The sequence below is a fragment of the Streptomyces sp. NPDC001604 genome (assembly GCF_042893475.1).
Lineage (GTDB): Bacteria > Actinomycetota > Actinomycetes > Streptomycetales > Streptomycetaceae > Streptomyces.
Map to the genome: position 1 here is coordinate 34,372 of NZ_JBIAUY010000008.1, position 13,865 is coordinate 48,236.

Genomic DNA, 13,865 nt, shown 5'->3' on the forward strand with positions numbered 1-13,865 from the left:
ATCAAGAACGTTCCTTCTGTACGGGGTGAGAGCCGGCAACCGGCTCTGGAGGAGACGGCGATGAGCCATGCAGTCGATCCGAGGCTGGCGTATGCCCAGGTCTCGGCGCCAGCGACCACCGCGGCACCAGCCATGACCACGGTCGCGCAACCCGAGCCGTCGCCCTCACCGGGCCCTGCGCCCACGCCTCCGCCGCCCGCGCCGCCGGTCTGGGGCGGCGACCCGGACGTGGGAGTCAGCTCGTCGTTCCTTCGGGCCAGGGCCGACGACTGCGACACCGCCTCCGGGTTGCTCCGCAAGACCGGCGGCCCGGCCGAGGACTCCTTCCGCGATCTGGCGAAGGCGGCGCCCGGCTGGTCGTTCGTCGACAGCATCGACGCCATGCAGCACCGCTGGGAGGACCTGCTCAAGGTCGTCACGGACCGCCTGGACACGGCCGCGCGGAACTTCCGCGACAGCGCGGACGCGTACGACGGCAACGAGGTGTCGACCGCCTCGCAGTTCGCCGACCCGCACACCCCGAACCCGTCCCGCTGAGCCGGAGGAAGCAGCAGCACCATGGTCACCTTCCACCAGCTCATCGAGCTGGACGCCCACGCGCTGGAGACGTTCGCCGACAGCTGGAACGCCATCCACCGCAAGATCAAGGACGCCCGTACGGAGTTCCACGACGGCGTGGTCCTGAAGCTGCACCAGGACCACTGGCAGGGCGAGGCGGGCGAGCGCGCACAGGCCTACTGCGACCGCGTGCAGCTGGACATCGACGCCCTGGACCAGGAGGTCAGGGGGTTGCGCGACTTCCTCGACCAGGAGGCCGACGGTGCGAAGGGCACCAGCGGGACCAAGGGCCTGAAGGAGCTCCAGCGCAAGGCGCGGCAGCTCCAGCAGGAGGCGCTGGAGAACGGCATGACGATCAGCGCGGACGGACAGATCGAGATGTGCGTGGTCGACAACCCCGACGACCCCGAGGTGCACGAGAACTACGAGCAGCACCAGCACACCGCCGACAGCCTCCAGGAGCGGCTGAACCAGGTGCTCGGCCAGGCGGCCGAAGAGGACGAGTGGCTGGCCAAGAGCCTGAAGGTGGTGTTCGGCACGGCCCACAACTTCGAGAGCGAGAACCGCAGGTTCAACATCGACAAGCCCGACGCCGAGGACCACAAGGTCCGCAACCAGCTGAACAACGTCGCCGCGTACTTCGCCACGGTCAAGGACTGGCCCACGGCGGCCGGGCTGGTCCAGCACTACCTCGACGGCAGCGGCAAGACGGTGGAGGTCGAGCCGCAGACCATGATGGACCAGATCCCGGCCTTCCGGTCGGGCGTCGACGAGACCCTGCGCAAGGACGTCCACGGCCGCCCGGACGGCCCGTTCACCACCGACTGGAAGTCCACCGCGCCCAACCCCGCGGACGGCGACAGCAGTTCGGAGTGGTACTACGCGCTCAACCACTTCCAGTACCGGCTCACCGGCTACGTCCACGACGGCGAGGTCACCTACCGGGTCGAGGTCCAGAAGCGCTACGACTGGGGCGTCCCCAGCGAACACCGGGCCAACGCCACCGGAGGCTGGGGCCCGGCCAGCATGAACCTGGAGCAGGCCGACATCGCCCACCTCAACACCGTGGGCCTGGGGCGTGACTTCGGCGTGGTCGGCACCTCCGACGAAATAACGTCCTGCGCATGACGACCGGCTGGCACACACCGCGCAACACCGGGCCGCGACCGCCCCGGCACCGGGAGCCCGCCCGTCGCCGGACGCCGCCGCGGGGCGTACCGCGGGTCGTACGACGGATCGCACTGTGGCTGGCGGCGCTGGCCGCCGTCGCTTTCACCCTCGTCGTGGTCTACGGGTTCATCCAGTTCAACCATGCCGTCGACCATCCCGAGGACGGATTCTCCGGGTGGCAGTGCGCGGCCGAGTCGGGAACCTGCGGGCCCTGAGCCCGGACGGGACGCGGCCCGGCGGACAACTGCCCGCCGGGCTGACGACTGCGACCAGGTGTTACGGGGTTACCGGATTACTGCTTCGGTGCCTCTTCGACCGGACCGGAGGGCGCCTGCGCGCCCACCGGCTTGCCGAAGTCGGAGTACACCAGGTTCTGCATGTCCTCACGGCTGCTGGCCTGCTTGAAGTAGTACGGCTTGCCCGTGGTCGCCACGTACCAGGTGACCGAGTCGCCCTTCGCCGTCATGACCACCGGCACCGCCTGCCGCCCGTCCACCGTGGCGACCTTCCCCTTCGTCACCTTGTTGCCGGCGTCGAGCGTGTCGGGTGCGGTGAACTGCTCCTGGTGGCACCAGCTGGCGAAGCCCTTCATCAGGGGGTTGCTCGGCGTACCGTGCAGCCACTTGTCGGCAGTGAGCGTGTTGGCGCCGAGTTCGGAGTTGAACTCCTTGACGATCGCTGAATCCGGCTTGGCCCAGACGTCGTTGCCCTTGCGAACGACCTGGAAGGTGCCCTTCGACATCTTGACGGTGCCGACGCATTCCGTGGCGGACAGCAGCATGTCGGTCTTGGTGTCCCCGCGCGTCATCCGCTCCCGAAAGGAGCCGGCGGCGGCGTTGGCCTTGTGACCCGAGTCGTAGATCTCCTTGGCGGAGAGCTTCTCGATGCCGTTCGGCTCGGCGGCAGGACTGGCCTCTGTGGACTTCGACGGCGTGGACCCACCTGCGGACCCCGCGGCACCGGTGCCGCTCTTGCAGGCCGCGAGCGACACCATGGCCGCGGCACAGACGAGCGCGGCGGTGGCGCGTCGGACGGTCAGGACACGCGTGTGCATGAATACCCCGTGATGATTGATTGCGTGCAAACGTGCTTGATCATCCAAGCAAAGGCATGTCCAGGAACTCCAACTAAGCGCCACGTCAGGCGACTTGTCGGCAAAATCCCCTCTGGGCCTTCACGCCTTGACCTCATTCGGGGGGTGCGCTGCACCGGCCGCACGGGCGCACTCCGCGCTCCGCGCTCCGCCAGTGCTTCGGGGATACGGCAGAGGAACTCCACCTGGACGCACTCGCCCGGGTGCTCCCATGATCCGGAGATCTGCAGCTCACTCCCCGGCTGCCCGAGAGCGGTGAACGCGTCGGAGGCTGAGCAGTTCGGCGACGGCCTCCAGCCAGCGGGCGGTCTCCTCGTCGCGGTCGATCCCGTCGGCGGCGGTTGCCGCAGCCTCCAGCCACGCACGCACCATGGACACAGCTTCCTCGCCCGGCACCGGCTCCCGCAGCTCGGCCGCGTACCGGACGCCCCCACTGCGTACCACCTTGGCCAGGAAGGCCACCGCCCGCGGCTGGATGCCGAGCCGGTCCAGCAGGACGGCAGCGCCCACCGCGCCGTCTCCGAAGAGGGCGGTGCGGTGCGGTCCGGCGAAGGAGAGGCCGTAACGCAGCATCGCCGGGATGTCCGAATGCGCCAACTCGTCGTCGGTCCGACCCGGGCGCGAGGTCTGCGGCTCGGAGGTCATGGCTTCCTCACGGTGACGGTGTAGGTGTGGATGGTGGCCCGGTACTTCTTTTGAGGCGTGGGGCTGCCACTCGGGACCGGGGACGGGGTGACGGGACCGCCTGCGTCACCGCCGCCTGCGCAGGCACCGCGCGGGCACTGGATGAGCCGGATCTCCGTCGTGCCCGGACCGACGGCCTTGAAACCGAACAGGTCCGTTCCGCTCCCGCTGCCGACGGCATCGTCGTCGGCCTCGATCTCCTCCCGCTTGTCCGTCCTCCGGACGACGTCACGGTTCGGCTCCGGCGATGTCAGGTACCACCACTCCCCCATCGCGGTGTCGACCGGAACGGACAGCCTGAACTCCTCCCCCGCATCCACCTCTATGTGCTTCTCACCCAGCTCGTAGGTGTCCGGCCCGGTGTTGCTGCAACCCGCGAGCACGGTCATCAGCAGGGCAGCAGAGGAAAGTCGACGCAGGGCGCTGGTCATGACGCTCACTTATCGGTCGGCGGGCAGGTGGACGGCGTACGCGTCGGGCATGCGGGAGTCGGAGGCCTTGTCCATATGGCCGTTGACGAAGTCGTCCTCGCTGACCCAGGTCGTCTGGCCCCACGGGTTGTAGATCTGCAGCATGTCGCCCTCCTGGCCGATCACCATCATCTGGTGACCGACCCGACTGCCGTCCTTCTCGTGCCCCTCCACTTCGAAGGGGACGGGTTTGCCCTCGGCAACGGACTTCTCGATGTCCGGCAGCACGTCGCGGCGCTCGTCCGCACCGCGAACCTGCTGGTACTCGTACTTACTGCCGGTGTGCGGGCTGATCTCGTCGTTGGCGATCTCGTTCTGCCCGTCGCTGTCCATTCCATCCGGGACGTCGGACCACCAGTGCAGGTAGTCGCCATCGCCCTCCTCGTGCAGGCGCAGCTGTTCGTCGTGGAGACGGTGGCGGAAGGCATCGGGGTCGTTCTCCTGCCCGGACGGTCCGCCGGTCAACTCCAGTGCGTAGAGGGGATCGACCATGGCGCGGGCGGTCACCGTGCTGGACGGCACACAGGTGTTGCCCTCCTGGGACCACTTCTCGTCGCCGAACCACTGGTAGTCGGTGTTCCGGTTCGACCCGTCAGGATTGAGCCCCTCGTCCACCTTGCTGTCGCCGGCCGTGACGATCGGGCTGAGGTGCTGCTGAAGCCAGTACGGGTCCTTGCCGTGGATCTTGTCGCGGAACTGGCCGACCTGGTCCACGTCGTAGCCCGCAGCCAGCGCCTTGACGAGATACGCCCGCTCCTGCGGCGTCTTGGCATCCGCGAGCATCCGCTCGAATCGGGCCTCGTCCTGCGCGTTCATCTTCTCCATGAAACGGCCGGAACGTTCGAGGTCGTCGGCAGTGAGGAGTTCGTTCTGCTCCTGCGGGCCCCCGAACACGCCGACATCGGCGAGGACGAGACGGTCGGCGGCGGAGATGTTGTCGGTGTGCATGTGCCCGGCACGGGCCTCGGCCGCGTACTTGTTCAGCTCCCGTGCCGCCGCCCGCGCCGCGTCGTCAGCCTCTTGCGCGGCGGCGTAGAGCAGGTTGGCCCCTGTACCCGCTAGGTCCTGGGCCCGCTTGCGGTCGGCTTCCTCGTCGTCCGTCTCGACCATGTCGTCGAAGAAGCCGTCCTCGCCGCCGAGCATCGCGCGGGCCTTCAGCAGCTGCTCTCGGCCGTTGTCGTCCTTGGACTGGGCGGAGGTCAGGGCGTCGGAGAGGTCGTAGAGGGCCTTGGACGCCTTACGGAACGCCTCGGCCATCTGCTCGGCGGAACGGCCGGCCGCAGCCACCACCTCGGCCGCCTTGGCACCGGTGCTGCCCACCCACACCGACGGAAGCCCTGACGCGGCGACCTTCTCGACCCGCTGCTGTACGTCCGCGGCGTCGTCGGCCTGGCTCTTGTAGCGCTGGGCGATGGCGTCCAAGGTGCTCGGGGAACCGACCGGCGCGGAGACGCCGAGGAGGTTGCCGATGGCCTCCAGGACCTCGTTCTTGCTGTCGGCCGTCGCGAGGTCTCCCGTGTAACGGTCGATCTTTTCCTTGCGGTCGGTGGTGGATTCGCCTGCGTCGGCCATGTGGTGAGAGCCCCGTTGTCCTTGCTCAGGTGTCAGGTGTCAGGTGTCGGGTGTCAGATGTCAGGTGTCGGAGGTCAGGTGGAAGCACACGCGTCGGCCGGGCGCGCACGGCCGACGCGTGTATCGACCGTGTGGCGTGTGCCGGTCCGTCAGTCGAAGTCGGCGAGGCTCGCCGGAGGCGTGCCCGGGGTAAGGCCAGTGGTCGTCCCTGGGCGGGCAGCGGCCGGTGCGGGCATGGTTGTCAGGCCGTCGCCCGCACCCGCGGAGTGCAGCGCGAGGATGGTTTCGTGGTCGGCATTCTCATAGTTGCGCTGGGAGATGCTGACCTTGTCCGCGAGCTCGTGCAGCGCCGCTTCCAAGGTCTTCGCCTCGGACTGCCAGGCGGCGGAGAAGTTGTCGTACGCGGGGCCGGAGTCAGAGCCACCGAGAGCGTCCGGTGCGTAGCACATGTGGTCTTCCACGGCCTTGCGTATGGCGCCGACGTCGTCGCCCGCCTGGTCGAGCTTTCCGGCCTCACCGTCCATGCCGCTCGCGTCGACCCTGTAGCCGTCCGAACCCGCACCGGACATGCTCCCCCGCCCCTCTGATCTGAACGACCGGACACCCCGTGGCGGTCCAGGCCTTCTGACCAGTGATGATACCGGGATCCCGTGTCATGAGCACGCAGCCTCAGGTGCTGTGAAAAACCGTCAGAGGTCGATGGGCTCAGCCACGACAGCCTGAGTCGGCGTCAGAGATTCACACAGCGGGCTCGACGGCGGGCCAGACATACGAGGAGAAGGCTGTGCCGTGAAGGAGCACGACTGGATCCTGGCCAGGGTGTCCGAGGCTGCCCGAGCGGACACTGCCTGATCTGCTGCGGAACATCTCAGGCAGCTGCCATTCACTCACAGGTGCTGTCCCTCTCAGTCCATCGGACGCGACAGCAACTCAGCGAAACGCGTACCCGCGATGGCGTCCGGGGCAGCAGTGACTGACGACCCGTCATGGAAGACCAGGGCGACGTGCGGCTCCGCCTTGCCCTTTGCGCTTTTCGCGGTGGGGACGATGCGCACGGACACGATCTCACCGGGTGCGTACTGGAGCAGCGGATACAGCGGATCACGACTGTTGTATGCATGGCCAAGGAGCAGAAACCTGCGGTCCGTCGCTGCTACGACGAAGCCGCTGCTGTAACCGTCCAGTTGCTGCACCGCATGGGTCAACAGGATCAGCCGGGCGGCTGTGGTCGACCAGTCGATGCGCCGTTCGACAGCCAGGTGGTCGATGACCTTGCCAGGCACGTACCACAGGGCATCCGAGAGCGCGTCCGTGAGGACCTCGCCGGCTGCCTCGAATGGATGCGCGGCCACGTACGCCCAGCCCGCGACACGGCCCAGACCCGATGCCCCGGCCTGCTCGGCCGGCGCGACTCCGGGCGGCGGCAGGCGGGGGATGAGCCGGTCCGGGGGTGTGGGGGCGGCGACCAGGTTGGCCTGGGCGGTGCCGATGAGGGTTTCGCCGGGTGCGAGGAACGCCGAGACGCGGGCTGCGTGCTCGGCGAGACGCTGCGCACGCAGCCGTTCGATGTCGTCAGTCGTCACGCCCAGCAGCCTGCGGATTATGCCCATGACCGGAGCCTATCCGTCGAGGCCGCCGCCGAGTTGCGGGGCCGCGCCTTGCGGCTGTGTCGGCCGTACTGGCCGACGGTCAGCCGAAGTCCTCTTCGATCCGAGTCTTCGGCACACGGTACGGAGTCTCGTTCTTACGACCGTCGAGCTGACCGGCCACGGCATCGACGGCAGGGTCCTTGCTCAGCCCGTCCGTGACCGGGCTCATCGGGCCGTCGGCGCCGATCACCGCTCCGACGCCGCCTGCGATGAAGCCCTTCTCGGCGCCGATTACGGCCTTGGTACCCATGGTGGCGGCGAACTCCCCGAGGTTCTCCATCGACGGAGAGCTGACCAGGGCCCGGAGGCTCCCAGCCCTGTTGGCGATGCCGCCGAACTTCCGCACGGCCTTGGCCGCCTCCAGGCCGCCCTTGAGGGTCTTCTTGATCTCGCTGTAGGACTTCTCCGCATTCTTGATCTTGCGGACAGCCTCCATCAGCTCCTTCAGCTTCCCCTCGAGGGTGGCGGAAACCTCTCCCACCCGTTCGATGAACAAGGTGATCTCGGCATCCGCCACGAGGGCGTCGGCAACGGTCGCAAGGCCGAGGGTCAGAATGTCGACCGCGACCATCGCGGCGAGCGAGGCGAGCAGCGCCTCGATCGCCTCCCGGATGATCTCGATGATCATGTTCTCGGCGAGCTGACAGGCCGCAGCCGCCTGGCTGATGATCTGTGCGATCTCGTCCATATCCTTGGCGGTGCCGTCGATCGCCTCGACCACCTGGCCCATGTGCCGGCCGAACGCGTTCGACGCCGCGCCTTCCCACTGCCCGGCGAGTGTGCCGCCACCCTCACGCAGCGCGGCGCTGACCGCCCGCATCGCCTTAGCCTGGGTCTGCCACTCGTGGGCAGCCGCAGTGAGTCCGGAGAGGTTGCCGGTGACCTCCTCCAGCATGCCCATCAGCCCACTGGAGTCGAGCGCCCACTTGACGGCGCTGTCCAGACCTGCGTCCAGGCCGTCCGCAACGGGATTCTTGATCTCCGGAAGTGGGATCAACGGCTCGTCGACGAAGTCCCGCGTCCACTTGTACGCGTCGCCGACCTGCTGGAAAGTGCCGCCGCTCACTGTCCGCCCCCGAAGGAAGCGTCGATGTGATGGTCCTGGGTCTCGTAGTTCGTCGCTGAGGTCTGGAGACCGTCCCCGGTGTGGCGAAGGATCTCCAGCAGGTCGGCGAAATTGTGCTGCTCGGCCTCCACATGCTCGTGGTACGCCTCGTAAAGGTTGTGCGCATTCGGCAGCTTGCCGAAGTCGTCCGACGAGAGCGGCACCGCTGCCAGCTTCGGCCAGATCCGCGCGATCTGCTCAATCTGGTCCTGGATGACCTTGTCGTACGACTTCAGCGCGTCCGGATGGACCCGAAATCCTGCATCTCCCACAGCTTCCCCCTGATCACGGAACCGGCACATCATCTCACTGGCGATCGCTGAAGCATCCGTTGGCATCGGGTCCTGGCCGTCTTCCCATTCGCAGAAGGAGACGAACGGATCTTTACCGAGCTCTGTCTGTCGGCCCGTTAGGGAAGCACGATCCTTCGAGCCCGGCTCGTGCTGACACCGAATTCGCCGCACGACAAACGGACTTGAGCACCTGCAGCGTCTGCGGCCAACCCGAGCGCACCACAGGTGGCCCATCGGTCAAGGAAGCGAAAGCCCCCGCTGAACGGAAGGCGAAAGTGCCTTCCGGCCAAACAGGAGCTTTCTGCAACCCGCCGAGGCATCAGCCTGTGAAGGACCCCTGAGGCTGCACCATGCCGACCGCTGCCGCCGAGATCTTGCGCCGACCAGACATGGCAAGGAGTACACCGCCGAGCAGAAACGCCAGTCCCACTCCGGCAGCGACCAGGCCCGTCATCCACAGGCTCTGCTCCAACGGCACGTGCTTGGTCTTCGGTGTGCCGTCTGGAGTCGCCAGGTGCTCCTTGCCCTTGTAAGCCACCGGCTCAGTCATGTCCTTGGGGGGCGAGGCGGCGGCCTTGACAGCGGCGGCTGCGTTGATCAGGCCGTAGCCGAGCACAGCGCTGCCGCCACCCGCGGGACGGTGGGTGGTTGCGATCAGGACGTCGTTCACCTGGGCCGGGGTCAGCTTCGGGTTCTTCGCGTACATGAGCGCCACGACGCCGGCGGCGAGCGCGCAGGCCGGCGAAGTGCCATCGACCGGCTTGTAGCCGCCGGTGTTCGACGCGCCGATGATGGCGATACCGGGCGCGGCCACGTCGTTGTAGGTGTGCACGGTGGAGAACTCGGCGCGCCTGCCATTCTGCTGGGTCGCGGCCACCGCGATCACACCCGGGTAACCGGCCGGATACGACACCCCGTTGAGGACGTCGCCCGCATTGCCGGCCGAAGCGAGGACCGTCACGCCCTCGCGAGCGGCATGAGCCAGGGCGGCGGCCTCGTCCTTGTCGTAGGAGCCGAACATGTCCTCGCTGCCGAGCGACATGGAGATCACGTTGGCGCCGTGCTGGACCGCATACTCGATGCCCTCGGCGATCGGGTTGTCCTTTCGGGACTCCTCCAGCTCCTTCTGGCTGCGTTCCTCCTCATGCTTGTCGTCAATGACGCGCACCGAGAGGATCTTTGCCTTCGGGGCCACCTTGAGGACGTCCGAGGCCATGGCGGTCCCGTGCCCGCCCCACTTCGGGTCGCCCTCCTTCAACCCGTCCTTGCGGTAGTCGGGTCCGGTGGTGACCTTGCCCTTCAGGGCGGGATGGTTCGCATAGACACCACTGTCGAGGACCGCGACCGTCACTCCCTGGCCCTGGCTCCTCTGTTGTGCCGCGGACAAGCCGAGGGCGGTGCCTTCCCATCCGACCGGCGTGGCCGCCTGCGCCGGCGCAGTGGCCAGCGTGCAGAGCAGACCGGTGAGAGCGACCGCGGTGCACGTGGCGCGTAGGATCCGGAACTTCACTGCAGGGCTCACTTCTCCAGGTTCCCGATGTTGTTGTAGACCATCTCGCTGAGGGCATGGGCCGCGTCCATCCACGGGATCTTGTCCTCATCGTCCGCGGCGTAGCTGCCGAAGTCACCGGGCAGGTTGCCCGAAGTACGGCCGTCGACCGCGCCGGTCGTGACGGCGACTGCGTACGGGAAAGTGTCGTCTCCCAGCCCGTCTCCGCCCATGCCGTTGCGCCGGTTTTCCTGCCACTTCGCCGCGAGCGTGCCCGGCACCGCGAGCGGCACCACTGCGGCGTCGGGGACGTCCTCATGCTCCTGGCCGTCGAGAAACTCGCCCATCTTCTGGGCACCGGTCGTGCCGGTGGGCAGCACGATGATCGCGACGGTGGCGACCATGTCCCCGGTGAGATCGACGTACGTGGCGCGCAGTACGGCCTGGCAGCCGAGCCGTTTCGCGGTCTCCTTGGTCTTGCCGCTCAGTCCCTTGGCACAGGAGGTGTCCTGGGAGATACCCATCCGACTCCACTGCGCGATCTTCTTGTCCGACGCCTTGTACGTGTAGTTGGGCGGATCGCCGATAGTCGCCGGGAAGAGCTTCTCGGCAGGCTCGTTGCGCCACACCACCGCGCCGTAAGCGGAGTTGGGTATCGACTGTTGGCTGTTGCTGTACGCGTGAGCCGCGAGCGCGCCGCCGCCCAGCATGCCGAGCAGGCCGAACACCGTCATCAGGCTCCCGAAGACCTTTCGGGCGGTGCGGCCTCCGCCGGAAGGGGCCGACGGGGGCATAGGCGGCGGGGGCATGGGGCTGCCGGGCGATTGGTAGGCACCGTGCTGACCGTACTGAGGGGGCCCTGGTTGGAACGGAACGGCGCCTGGAGCCGCCCCTGGCGGTGCCGCCGGCATGGGCGGCACAGGAGCCTGCCCCTGCCAATGCTGGAGCTGTTGCGGGGGTGGTTGCGACTGCCAACCACTCTGCGGGGGCGGCTGCCCGTACGGATTGCCGCTTCCCGGCGGCGTGGGGTAAGACATGGGTTCCCTCTCACAGGTCAATCTGCGAGGGAGCACGATGGCTGGTCCGGCCCTTTCGTGGCAGAGCCCACACCTCCACTGACCCGCACCCCAGGTTGCTGCGAGGCACAACTACAGCCACTCGCGCACCTTTCGGCGCCCCCGCGAATCTCACGACAGCTTATGGCCTTCGCAGACGCAAGGCGTTCCCGCCCTGTGGAGCTCAGATAACGATCTGATTGAAAGCCTCGGCTGAGCGTCTCCGAAGTACGCGCGGCTCGCGCTAGTCGACGACGAGCTGGTGGAGTACGACGACTGGCTGAAACTGCTACGGCGAGCCGGTCTCGCCCCCTGAACCGCCGGCACACCCTGGAAATGGCCAGACCGAGCCGGACGAGTGCATGACGAAAGGGATCAAGAGGACGTATGGCCACCCATGACGAGATGACGGAGCTGTTCGGCGCTGGCCACGTGGTAACGCTGGACAGTTCCGCCGCCGAGGAGCGCGGGCTGTCCGAGGCTGACGCCGAGGTGCTGTGCGACGTCGGAGTGCCCAAGTACGTTGACGTCCTGTTCACCCTCGACACCGCCGAGGAAGGCCCTGATCCCTTCACCGTGGTGCCGGTGGCTGCCGGTGGCGAGGAGACACGCATCCTCGTGCTGGGCGGCCCCACCGACGACCCCGCGATGCGGTACTGCCTCGACATGGAGCGCGGCTACGTGATTCTCATGTCCTTCGGGGACGAACCACAGGCCGAGATCGTTAACCGGACCATTGCCGACCTCGTCGAATTCCTGTACCGCTTCGCACTGCGCACCAAGCACCTGGAGCACGCCGCGCCACAAGACCGCGGCCCGTACACCGATAAGCTCGTGGAATGCCTCCGTGCCCGCGACCGGTATGCGCTCGCGCAGCCGGACAGCTGGTGGTCGATGGTCTACGAGCAGGTCGGCTGAGCCCTGGGCGGATCGGCTGGCGGCCAGCCGGGAATCCCGGTCCTCAGCACGCTACGGACCTTGGAGGTCACGACCGGGGTTGGCTTTGAGGTCGCTGATGAACGCCGTGAAGGCTCCGACCGGGAAGGAGAGCGTGCCCCAGGTCGGGGCCTTTGAGTCGCGTATCGCGACTCGGGGGTGGAGGTTCGCTATCTCTACGCAGTTGTTGCCGTCGCCGCTACCTGAGTACGACGACTTCCGCCAGTTGTCGGGGGTGGTCACAGCGCGTCTCACAGCTCCTTCGCCAGCCTGTGGATGAAGTCACGCGACCTCTCGGGGTCAAGCGACACAGCCTCCACCTTACGGAAGAGCGTTCGAAAAGCGCCGAGCTGAGCTTCAGAGTCGATGAAGCCGGCGCCCTGAGGCGCGTCGCGTACCGCCGTATCCAGCTTCGGTACGACGCCTCCCACGTACATCATTGAGTTTGTGGCCCCGGCGAAGCCGTCCAGGTCGAAGGGGATGGCCCGCACCGTGATGTGGTCCGCTTCGGACAGTTCGAGGATGCGGGCGAGTTGAGCCCGTGCTGCGGTGCGGTCACCGACCCTGATGCGCAGAGCCGCTTCGTGAATCACGGCTTCGTACGGGACAGGGGCCGGATCCTCGATAATCACCTTGCGCGCCATCCGATGGCGCACCCTCCGCTCAAGGTCGTCATCGGGTAGTTCGGGGACTCGGTACGAGAAGACGGCGCGGGCGTAGTCCTCTGTCTGAAAAAGGCCGGGGACGTGCAAGAACTCCACATCCAACCGATATGTGCAATGGTTTTCCAGCTCGGCAAGGTCCAAGAACGCGTTGGGGAGCTTGCCTCGATACTCCTCCCACCAGCCTCGCGACCTATCGGTTGCCATGGCCACCAGAGCAGCGATCAGCTCGACGTCAGAGCAGGAGTAGTTGGCCGCAAGGCGACGCACCGTGTCCTCACTCACTCCACCGACGCCAGACTCGATCTGACTTAGCCGAGCTGCGTCGGTTCCGAGCAACGCGGCCGCCTCACGGCCCTTGAGCCCTGCCGCCTCGCGCAGTTTCAGCAGTTCGGCACCCAGCCGTGCCTGCCGCGCGGTGGGCTGCTTCCTGCGCGCCATCACTTCCTCCTCGCCCCCAACTGCCTGGGGCCAGTGCCTCGTTCGGGCTCAGATTACGGCAACGGCTTGCAGTGTTCCAACATTGGACCCTACTGTCGGTGACGCGACGCACACTCTGCGGCACCCGGGACTGCCGGAAGCGCACCGCTCCGTCCTGCCATGACGGCTGCGGCAATGCCACCGCTCGCCACCCGCAGATCTCCGAAAGCCCCACCATCGAACCGGAGTTGCCGCATGCCCGAAACCGAACCCTGGGAGTACTCCCTGTACATCCCGAACGACCCACGGGCCGTCACCGTCTGCCGCCGCACCGTCCGACTGATCCTCACGATGCACGGCTTGATCCACTGCGTAGACATCGCCGAACTTCTCGCGACGGAGCTGACCGCCAACGCCGTACTACACACCAAAGGTCCGGCCGCCCTGCGCCTACGGTGGCGCAACGGAGTGCTACGCGTCGGTGCCTGGGATGCCGACCCCGAGCCGCCCGAACCCCCGTCGAACCTGGGCGACTTGGTCGGCTCAGAGCGAGGCCGCGGCCTTGCACTGGTCCGTGCCTGCTCCGACGTATGGGGCTGGCAGCCGCTGACCAGAAACGGCAACCGAGGAAAATACGTGTGGTGCGAGGTCGCCGCCGCGTAAGTCGCGTGGCCAGGCTGGTGGCAGCCAACCATCCGGCCCGGGCAGA

17 protein-coding genes are annotated in these 13,865 nt (G+C 67.2%); 5 read left to right on the plus strand and 12 right to left on the minus strand.

The annotated features are described in order from the left end of the window. Positions 1 to 60 precede the first annotated feature (60 nt). The 3 genes from ACFY1E_RS22600 to ACFY1E_RS22610 are packed head-to-tail and all read left to right on the plus strand — an operon-like array spanning position 61 to position 1,943. On the plus strand, positions 61 to 537 hold the full coding sequence (locus ACFY1E_RS22600; protein ID WP_389078723.1) for a hypothetical protein: 477 nt from the start codon (positions 61 to 63) through the stop codon (positions 535 to 537). Positions 538 to 558: 21 nt separating this feature from the next. After that, a complete protein-coding gene (locus tag ACFY1E_RS22605) occupies positions 559 to 1,686 on the plus strand; it encodes a hypothetical protein (RefSeq protein WP_389078726.1) in 1,128 nt (375 codons plus the stop codon). Continuing rightward, positions 1,683 to 1,943, plus strand: a complete 261-nt coding sequence (locus ACFY1E_RS22610; RefSeq protein ID WP_389078728.1) for a hypothetical protein — start codon at positions 1,683 to 1,685, stop codon at positions 1,941 to 1,943. Before ACFY1E_RS22605 ends, ACFY1E_RS22610 begins: the two co-directional genes overlap by 4 nt. 77 nt (positions 1,944 to 2,020) lie before the next feature. Here ACFY1E_RS22610 and ACFY1E_RS22615 read toward each other — a convergent pair whose 3' ends face one another. The 10 genes from ACFY1E_RS22615 to ACFY1E_RS22660 form a co-directional block, all read right to left on the minus strand. Beyond that, on the minus strand, positions 2,021 to 2,782 hold the full coding sequence (locus ACFY1E_RS22615) for a hypothetical protein (protein ID WP_389078731.1): 762 nt from the start codon (positions 2,780 to 2,782) through the stop codon (positions 2,021 to 2,023). A 270-nt stretch (positions 2,783 to 3,052) separates the two neighbouring features. Further along, positions 3,053 to 3,466: a hypothetical protein gene (locus tag ACFY1E_RS22620; RefSeq protein ID WP_389078733.1), complete on the minus strand. Its 414-nt coding sequence runs from the start codon at positions 3,464 to 3,466 to the stop codon at positions 3,053 to 3,055. Then, positions 3,463 to 3,936, minus strand: a complete 474-nt coding sequence (locus tag ACFY1E_RS22625; protein ID WP_389078736.1) for a protease inhibitor I42 family protein — start codon at positions 3,934 to 3,936, stop codon at positions 3,463 to 3,465. The genes ACFY1E_RS22620 and ACFY1E_RS22625 overlap by 4 nt, the downstream gene beginning before the upstream one ends. A 9-nt stretch (positions 3,937 to 3,945) precedes the next feature. Next, positions 3,946 to 5,547 carry a peptidoglycan-binding protein gene (locus tag ACFY1E_RS22630; protein ID WP_389078739.1) on the minus strand — a complete coding sequence of 534 codons (1,602 nt, stop codon included), beginning with the start codon at positions 5,545 to 5,547 and terminating at the stop codon, positions 3,946 to 3,948. 149 nt (positions 5,548 to 5,696) lie between these two features. Beyond that, the gene (locus tag ACFY1E_RS22635; protein WP_389078741.1) at positions 5,697 to 6,116 is read right to left on the minus strand and encodes a WXG100 family type VII secretion target; all 420 of its coding nucleotides are present in this window, start codon (positions 6,114 to 6,116) and stop codon (positions 5,697 to 5,699) included. Between the two features lie 336 nt (positions 6,117 to 6,452). Further along, positions 6,453 to 7,157, minus strand: a complete 705-nt coding sequence (locus tag ACFY1E_RS22640; RefSeq protein WP_389078744.1) for a hypothetical protein — start codon at positions 7,155 to 7,157, stop codon at positions 6,453 to 6,455. 79 nt (positions 7,158 to 7,236) lie between these two features. After that, positions 7,237 to 8,262: a WXG100 family type VII secretion target gene (locus ACFY1E_RS22645; RefSeq protein ID WP_389078746.1), complete on the minus strand. Its 1,026-nt coding sequence runs from the start codon at positions 8,260 to 8,262 to the stop codon at positions 7,237 to 7,239. Beyond that, positions 8,259 to 8,573, minus strand: a complete 315-nt coding sequence (locus tag ACFY1E_RS22650) for a hypothetical protein (protein ID WP_389078749.1) — start codon at positions 8,571 to 8,573, stop codon at positions 8,259 to 8,261. The genes ACFY1E_RS22645 and ACFY1E_RS22650 overlap by 4 nt, the downstream gene beginning before the upstream one ends. Before the next feature lie 340 nt (positions 8,574 to 8,913). Then, positions 8,914 to 10,116, minus strand: a complete 1,203-nt coding sequence (locus ACFY1E_RS22655; protein WP_389078751.1) for a S8 family serine peptidase — start codon at positions 10,114 to 10,116, stop codon at positions 8,914 to 8,916. After that, positions 10,113 to 10,817, minus strand: coding sequence for a hypothetical protein (locus ACFY1E_RS22660; RefSeq protein WP_389078755.1), 705 nt, complete (start codon positions 10,815 to 10,817; stop codon positions 10,113 to 10,115). Before ACFY1E_RS22660 ends, ACFY1E_RS22655 begins: the two co-directional genes overlap by 4 nt. Before the next feature lie 708 nt (positions 10,818 to 11,525). Here ACFY1E_RS22660 and ACFY1E_RS22665 point away from each other — a divergent pair. Then, positions 11,526 to 12,056, plus strand: a complete 531-nt coding sequence (locus tag ACFY1E_RS22665) for an SUKH-4 family immunity protein (RefSeq protein WP_389078757.1) — start codon at positions 11,526 to 11,528, stop codon at positions 12,054 to 12,056. Positions 12,057 to 12,107: 51 nt separating this feature from the next. Here the strand turns inward: ACFY1E_RS22665 and ACFY1E_RS22670 are convergent, their stop codons facing one another. After that, positions 12,108 to 12,317 (minus strand): DUF397 domain-containing protein, encoded by a 210-nt coding sequence (locus tag ACFY1E_RS22670; protein WP_389079281.1) that lies wholly within the window; start codon positions 12,315 to 12,317, stop codon positions 12,108 to 12,110. 8 nt (positions 12,318 to 12,325) lie between these two features. Continuing rightward, positions 12,326 to 13,177 carry a helix-turn-helix domain-containing protein gene (locus ACFY1E_RS22675; protein ID WP_389078759.1) on the minus strand — a complete coding sequence of 284 codons (852 nt, stop codon included), beginning with the start codon at positions 13,175 to 13,177 and terminating at the stop codon, positions 12,326 to 12,328. A gap of 234 nt (positions 13,178 to 13,411) precedes the next feature. Here ACFY1E_RS22675 and ACFY1E_RS22680 point away from each other — a divergent pair, with 234 nt between their 5' ends. Further along, the gene (locus tag ACFY1E_RS22680) at positions 13,412 to 13,819 is read left to right on the plus strand and encodes an ATP-binding protein (protein ID WP_389078761.1); all 408 of its coding nucleotides are present in this window, start codon (positions 13,412 to 13,414) and stop codon (positions 13,817 to 13,819) included. The last annotated feature ends 46 nt before the right edge of the window (positions 13,820 to 13,865 follow it).

Coding starts and splice junctions, on each gene's coding strand:
- ACFY1E_RS22600 (WP_389078723.1), top strand. CDS start 61: ATGAGCCATGCAGTCGATCCGAGGCTGGCGTATGCCCAGGTCTCGGCG.
- ACFY1E_RS22605 (WP_389078726.1), top strand. CDS start 559: ATGGTCACCTTCCACCAGCTCATCGAGCTGGACGCCCACGCGCTGGAG.
- ACFY1E_RS22610 (WP_389078728.1), top strand. CDS start 1,683: ATGACGACCGGCTGGCACACACCGCGCAACACCGGGCCGCGACCGCCC.
- ACFY1E_RS22615 (WP_389078731.1), bottom strand. CDS start 2,782: ATGCACACGCGTGTCCTGACCGTCCGACGCGCCACCGCCGCGCTCGTC.
- ACFY1E_RS22620 (WP_389078733.1), bottom strand. CDS start 3,466: ATGACCTCCGAGCCGCAGACCTCGCGCCCGGGTCGGACCGACGACGAG.
- ACFY1E_RS22625 (WP_389078736.1), bottom strand. CDS start 3,936: ATGACCAGCGCCCTGCGTCGACTTTCCTCTGCTGCCCTGCTGATGACC.
- ACFY1E_RS22630 (WP_389078739.1), bottom strand. CDS start 5,547: ATGGCCGACGCAGGCGAATCCACCACCGACCGCAAGGAAAAGATCGAC.
- ACFY1E_RS22635 (WP_389078741.1), bottom strand. CDS start 6,116: ATGTCCGGTGCGGGTTCGGACGGCTACAGGGTCGACGCGAGCGGCATG.
- ACFY1E_RS22640 (WP_389078744.1), bottom strand. CDS start 7,157: ATGGGCATAATCCGCAGGCTGCTGGGCGTGACGACTGACGACATCGAA.
- ACFY1E_RS22660 (WP_389078755.1), bottom strand. CDS start 10,817: ATGACGGTGTTCGGCCTGCTCGGCATGCTGGGCGGCGGCGCGCTCGCG.
- ACFY1E_RS22665 (WP_389078757.1), top strand. CDS start 11,526: ATGGCCACCCATGACGAGATGACGGAGCTGTTCGGCGCTGGCCACGTG.
- ACFY1E_RS22675 (WP_389078759.1), bottom strand. CDS start 13,177: ATGGCGCGCAGGAAGCAGCCCACCGCGCGGCAGGCACGGCTGGGTGCC.
- ACFY1E_RS22680 (WP_389078761.1), top strand. CDS start 13,412: ATGCCCGAAACCGAACCCTGGGAGTACTCCCTGTACATCCCGAACGAC.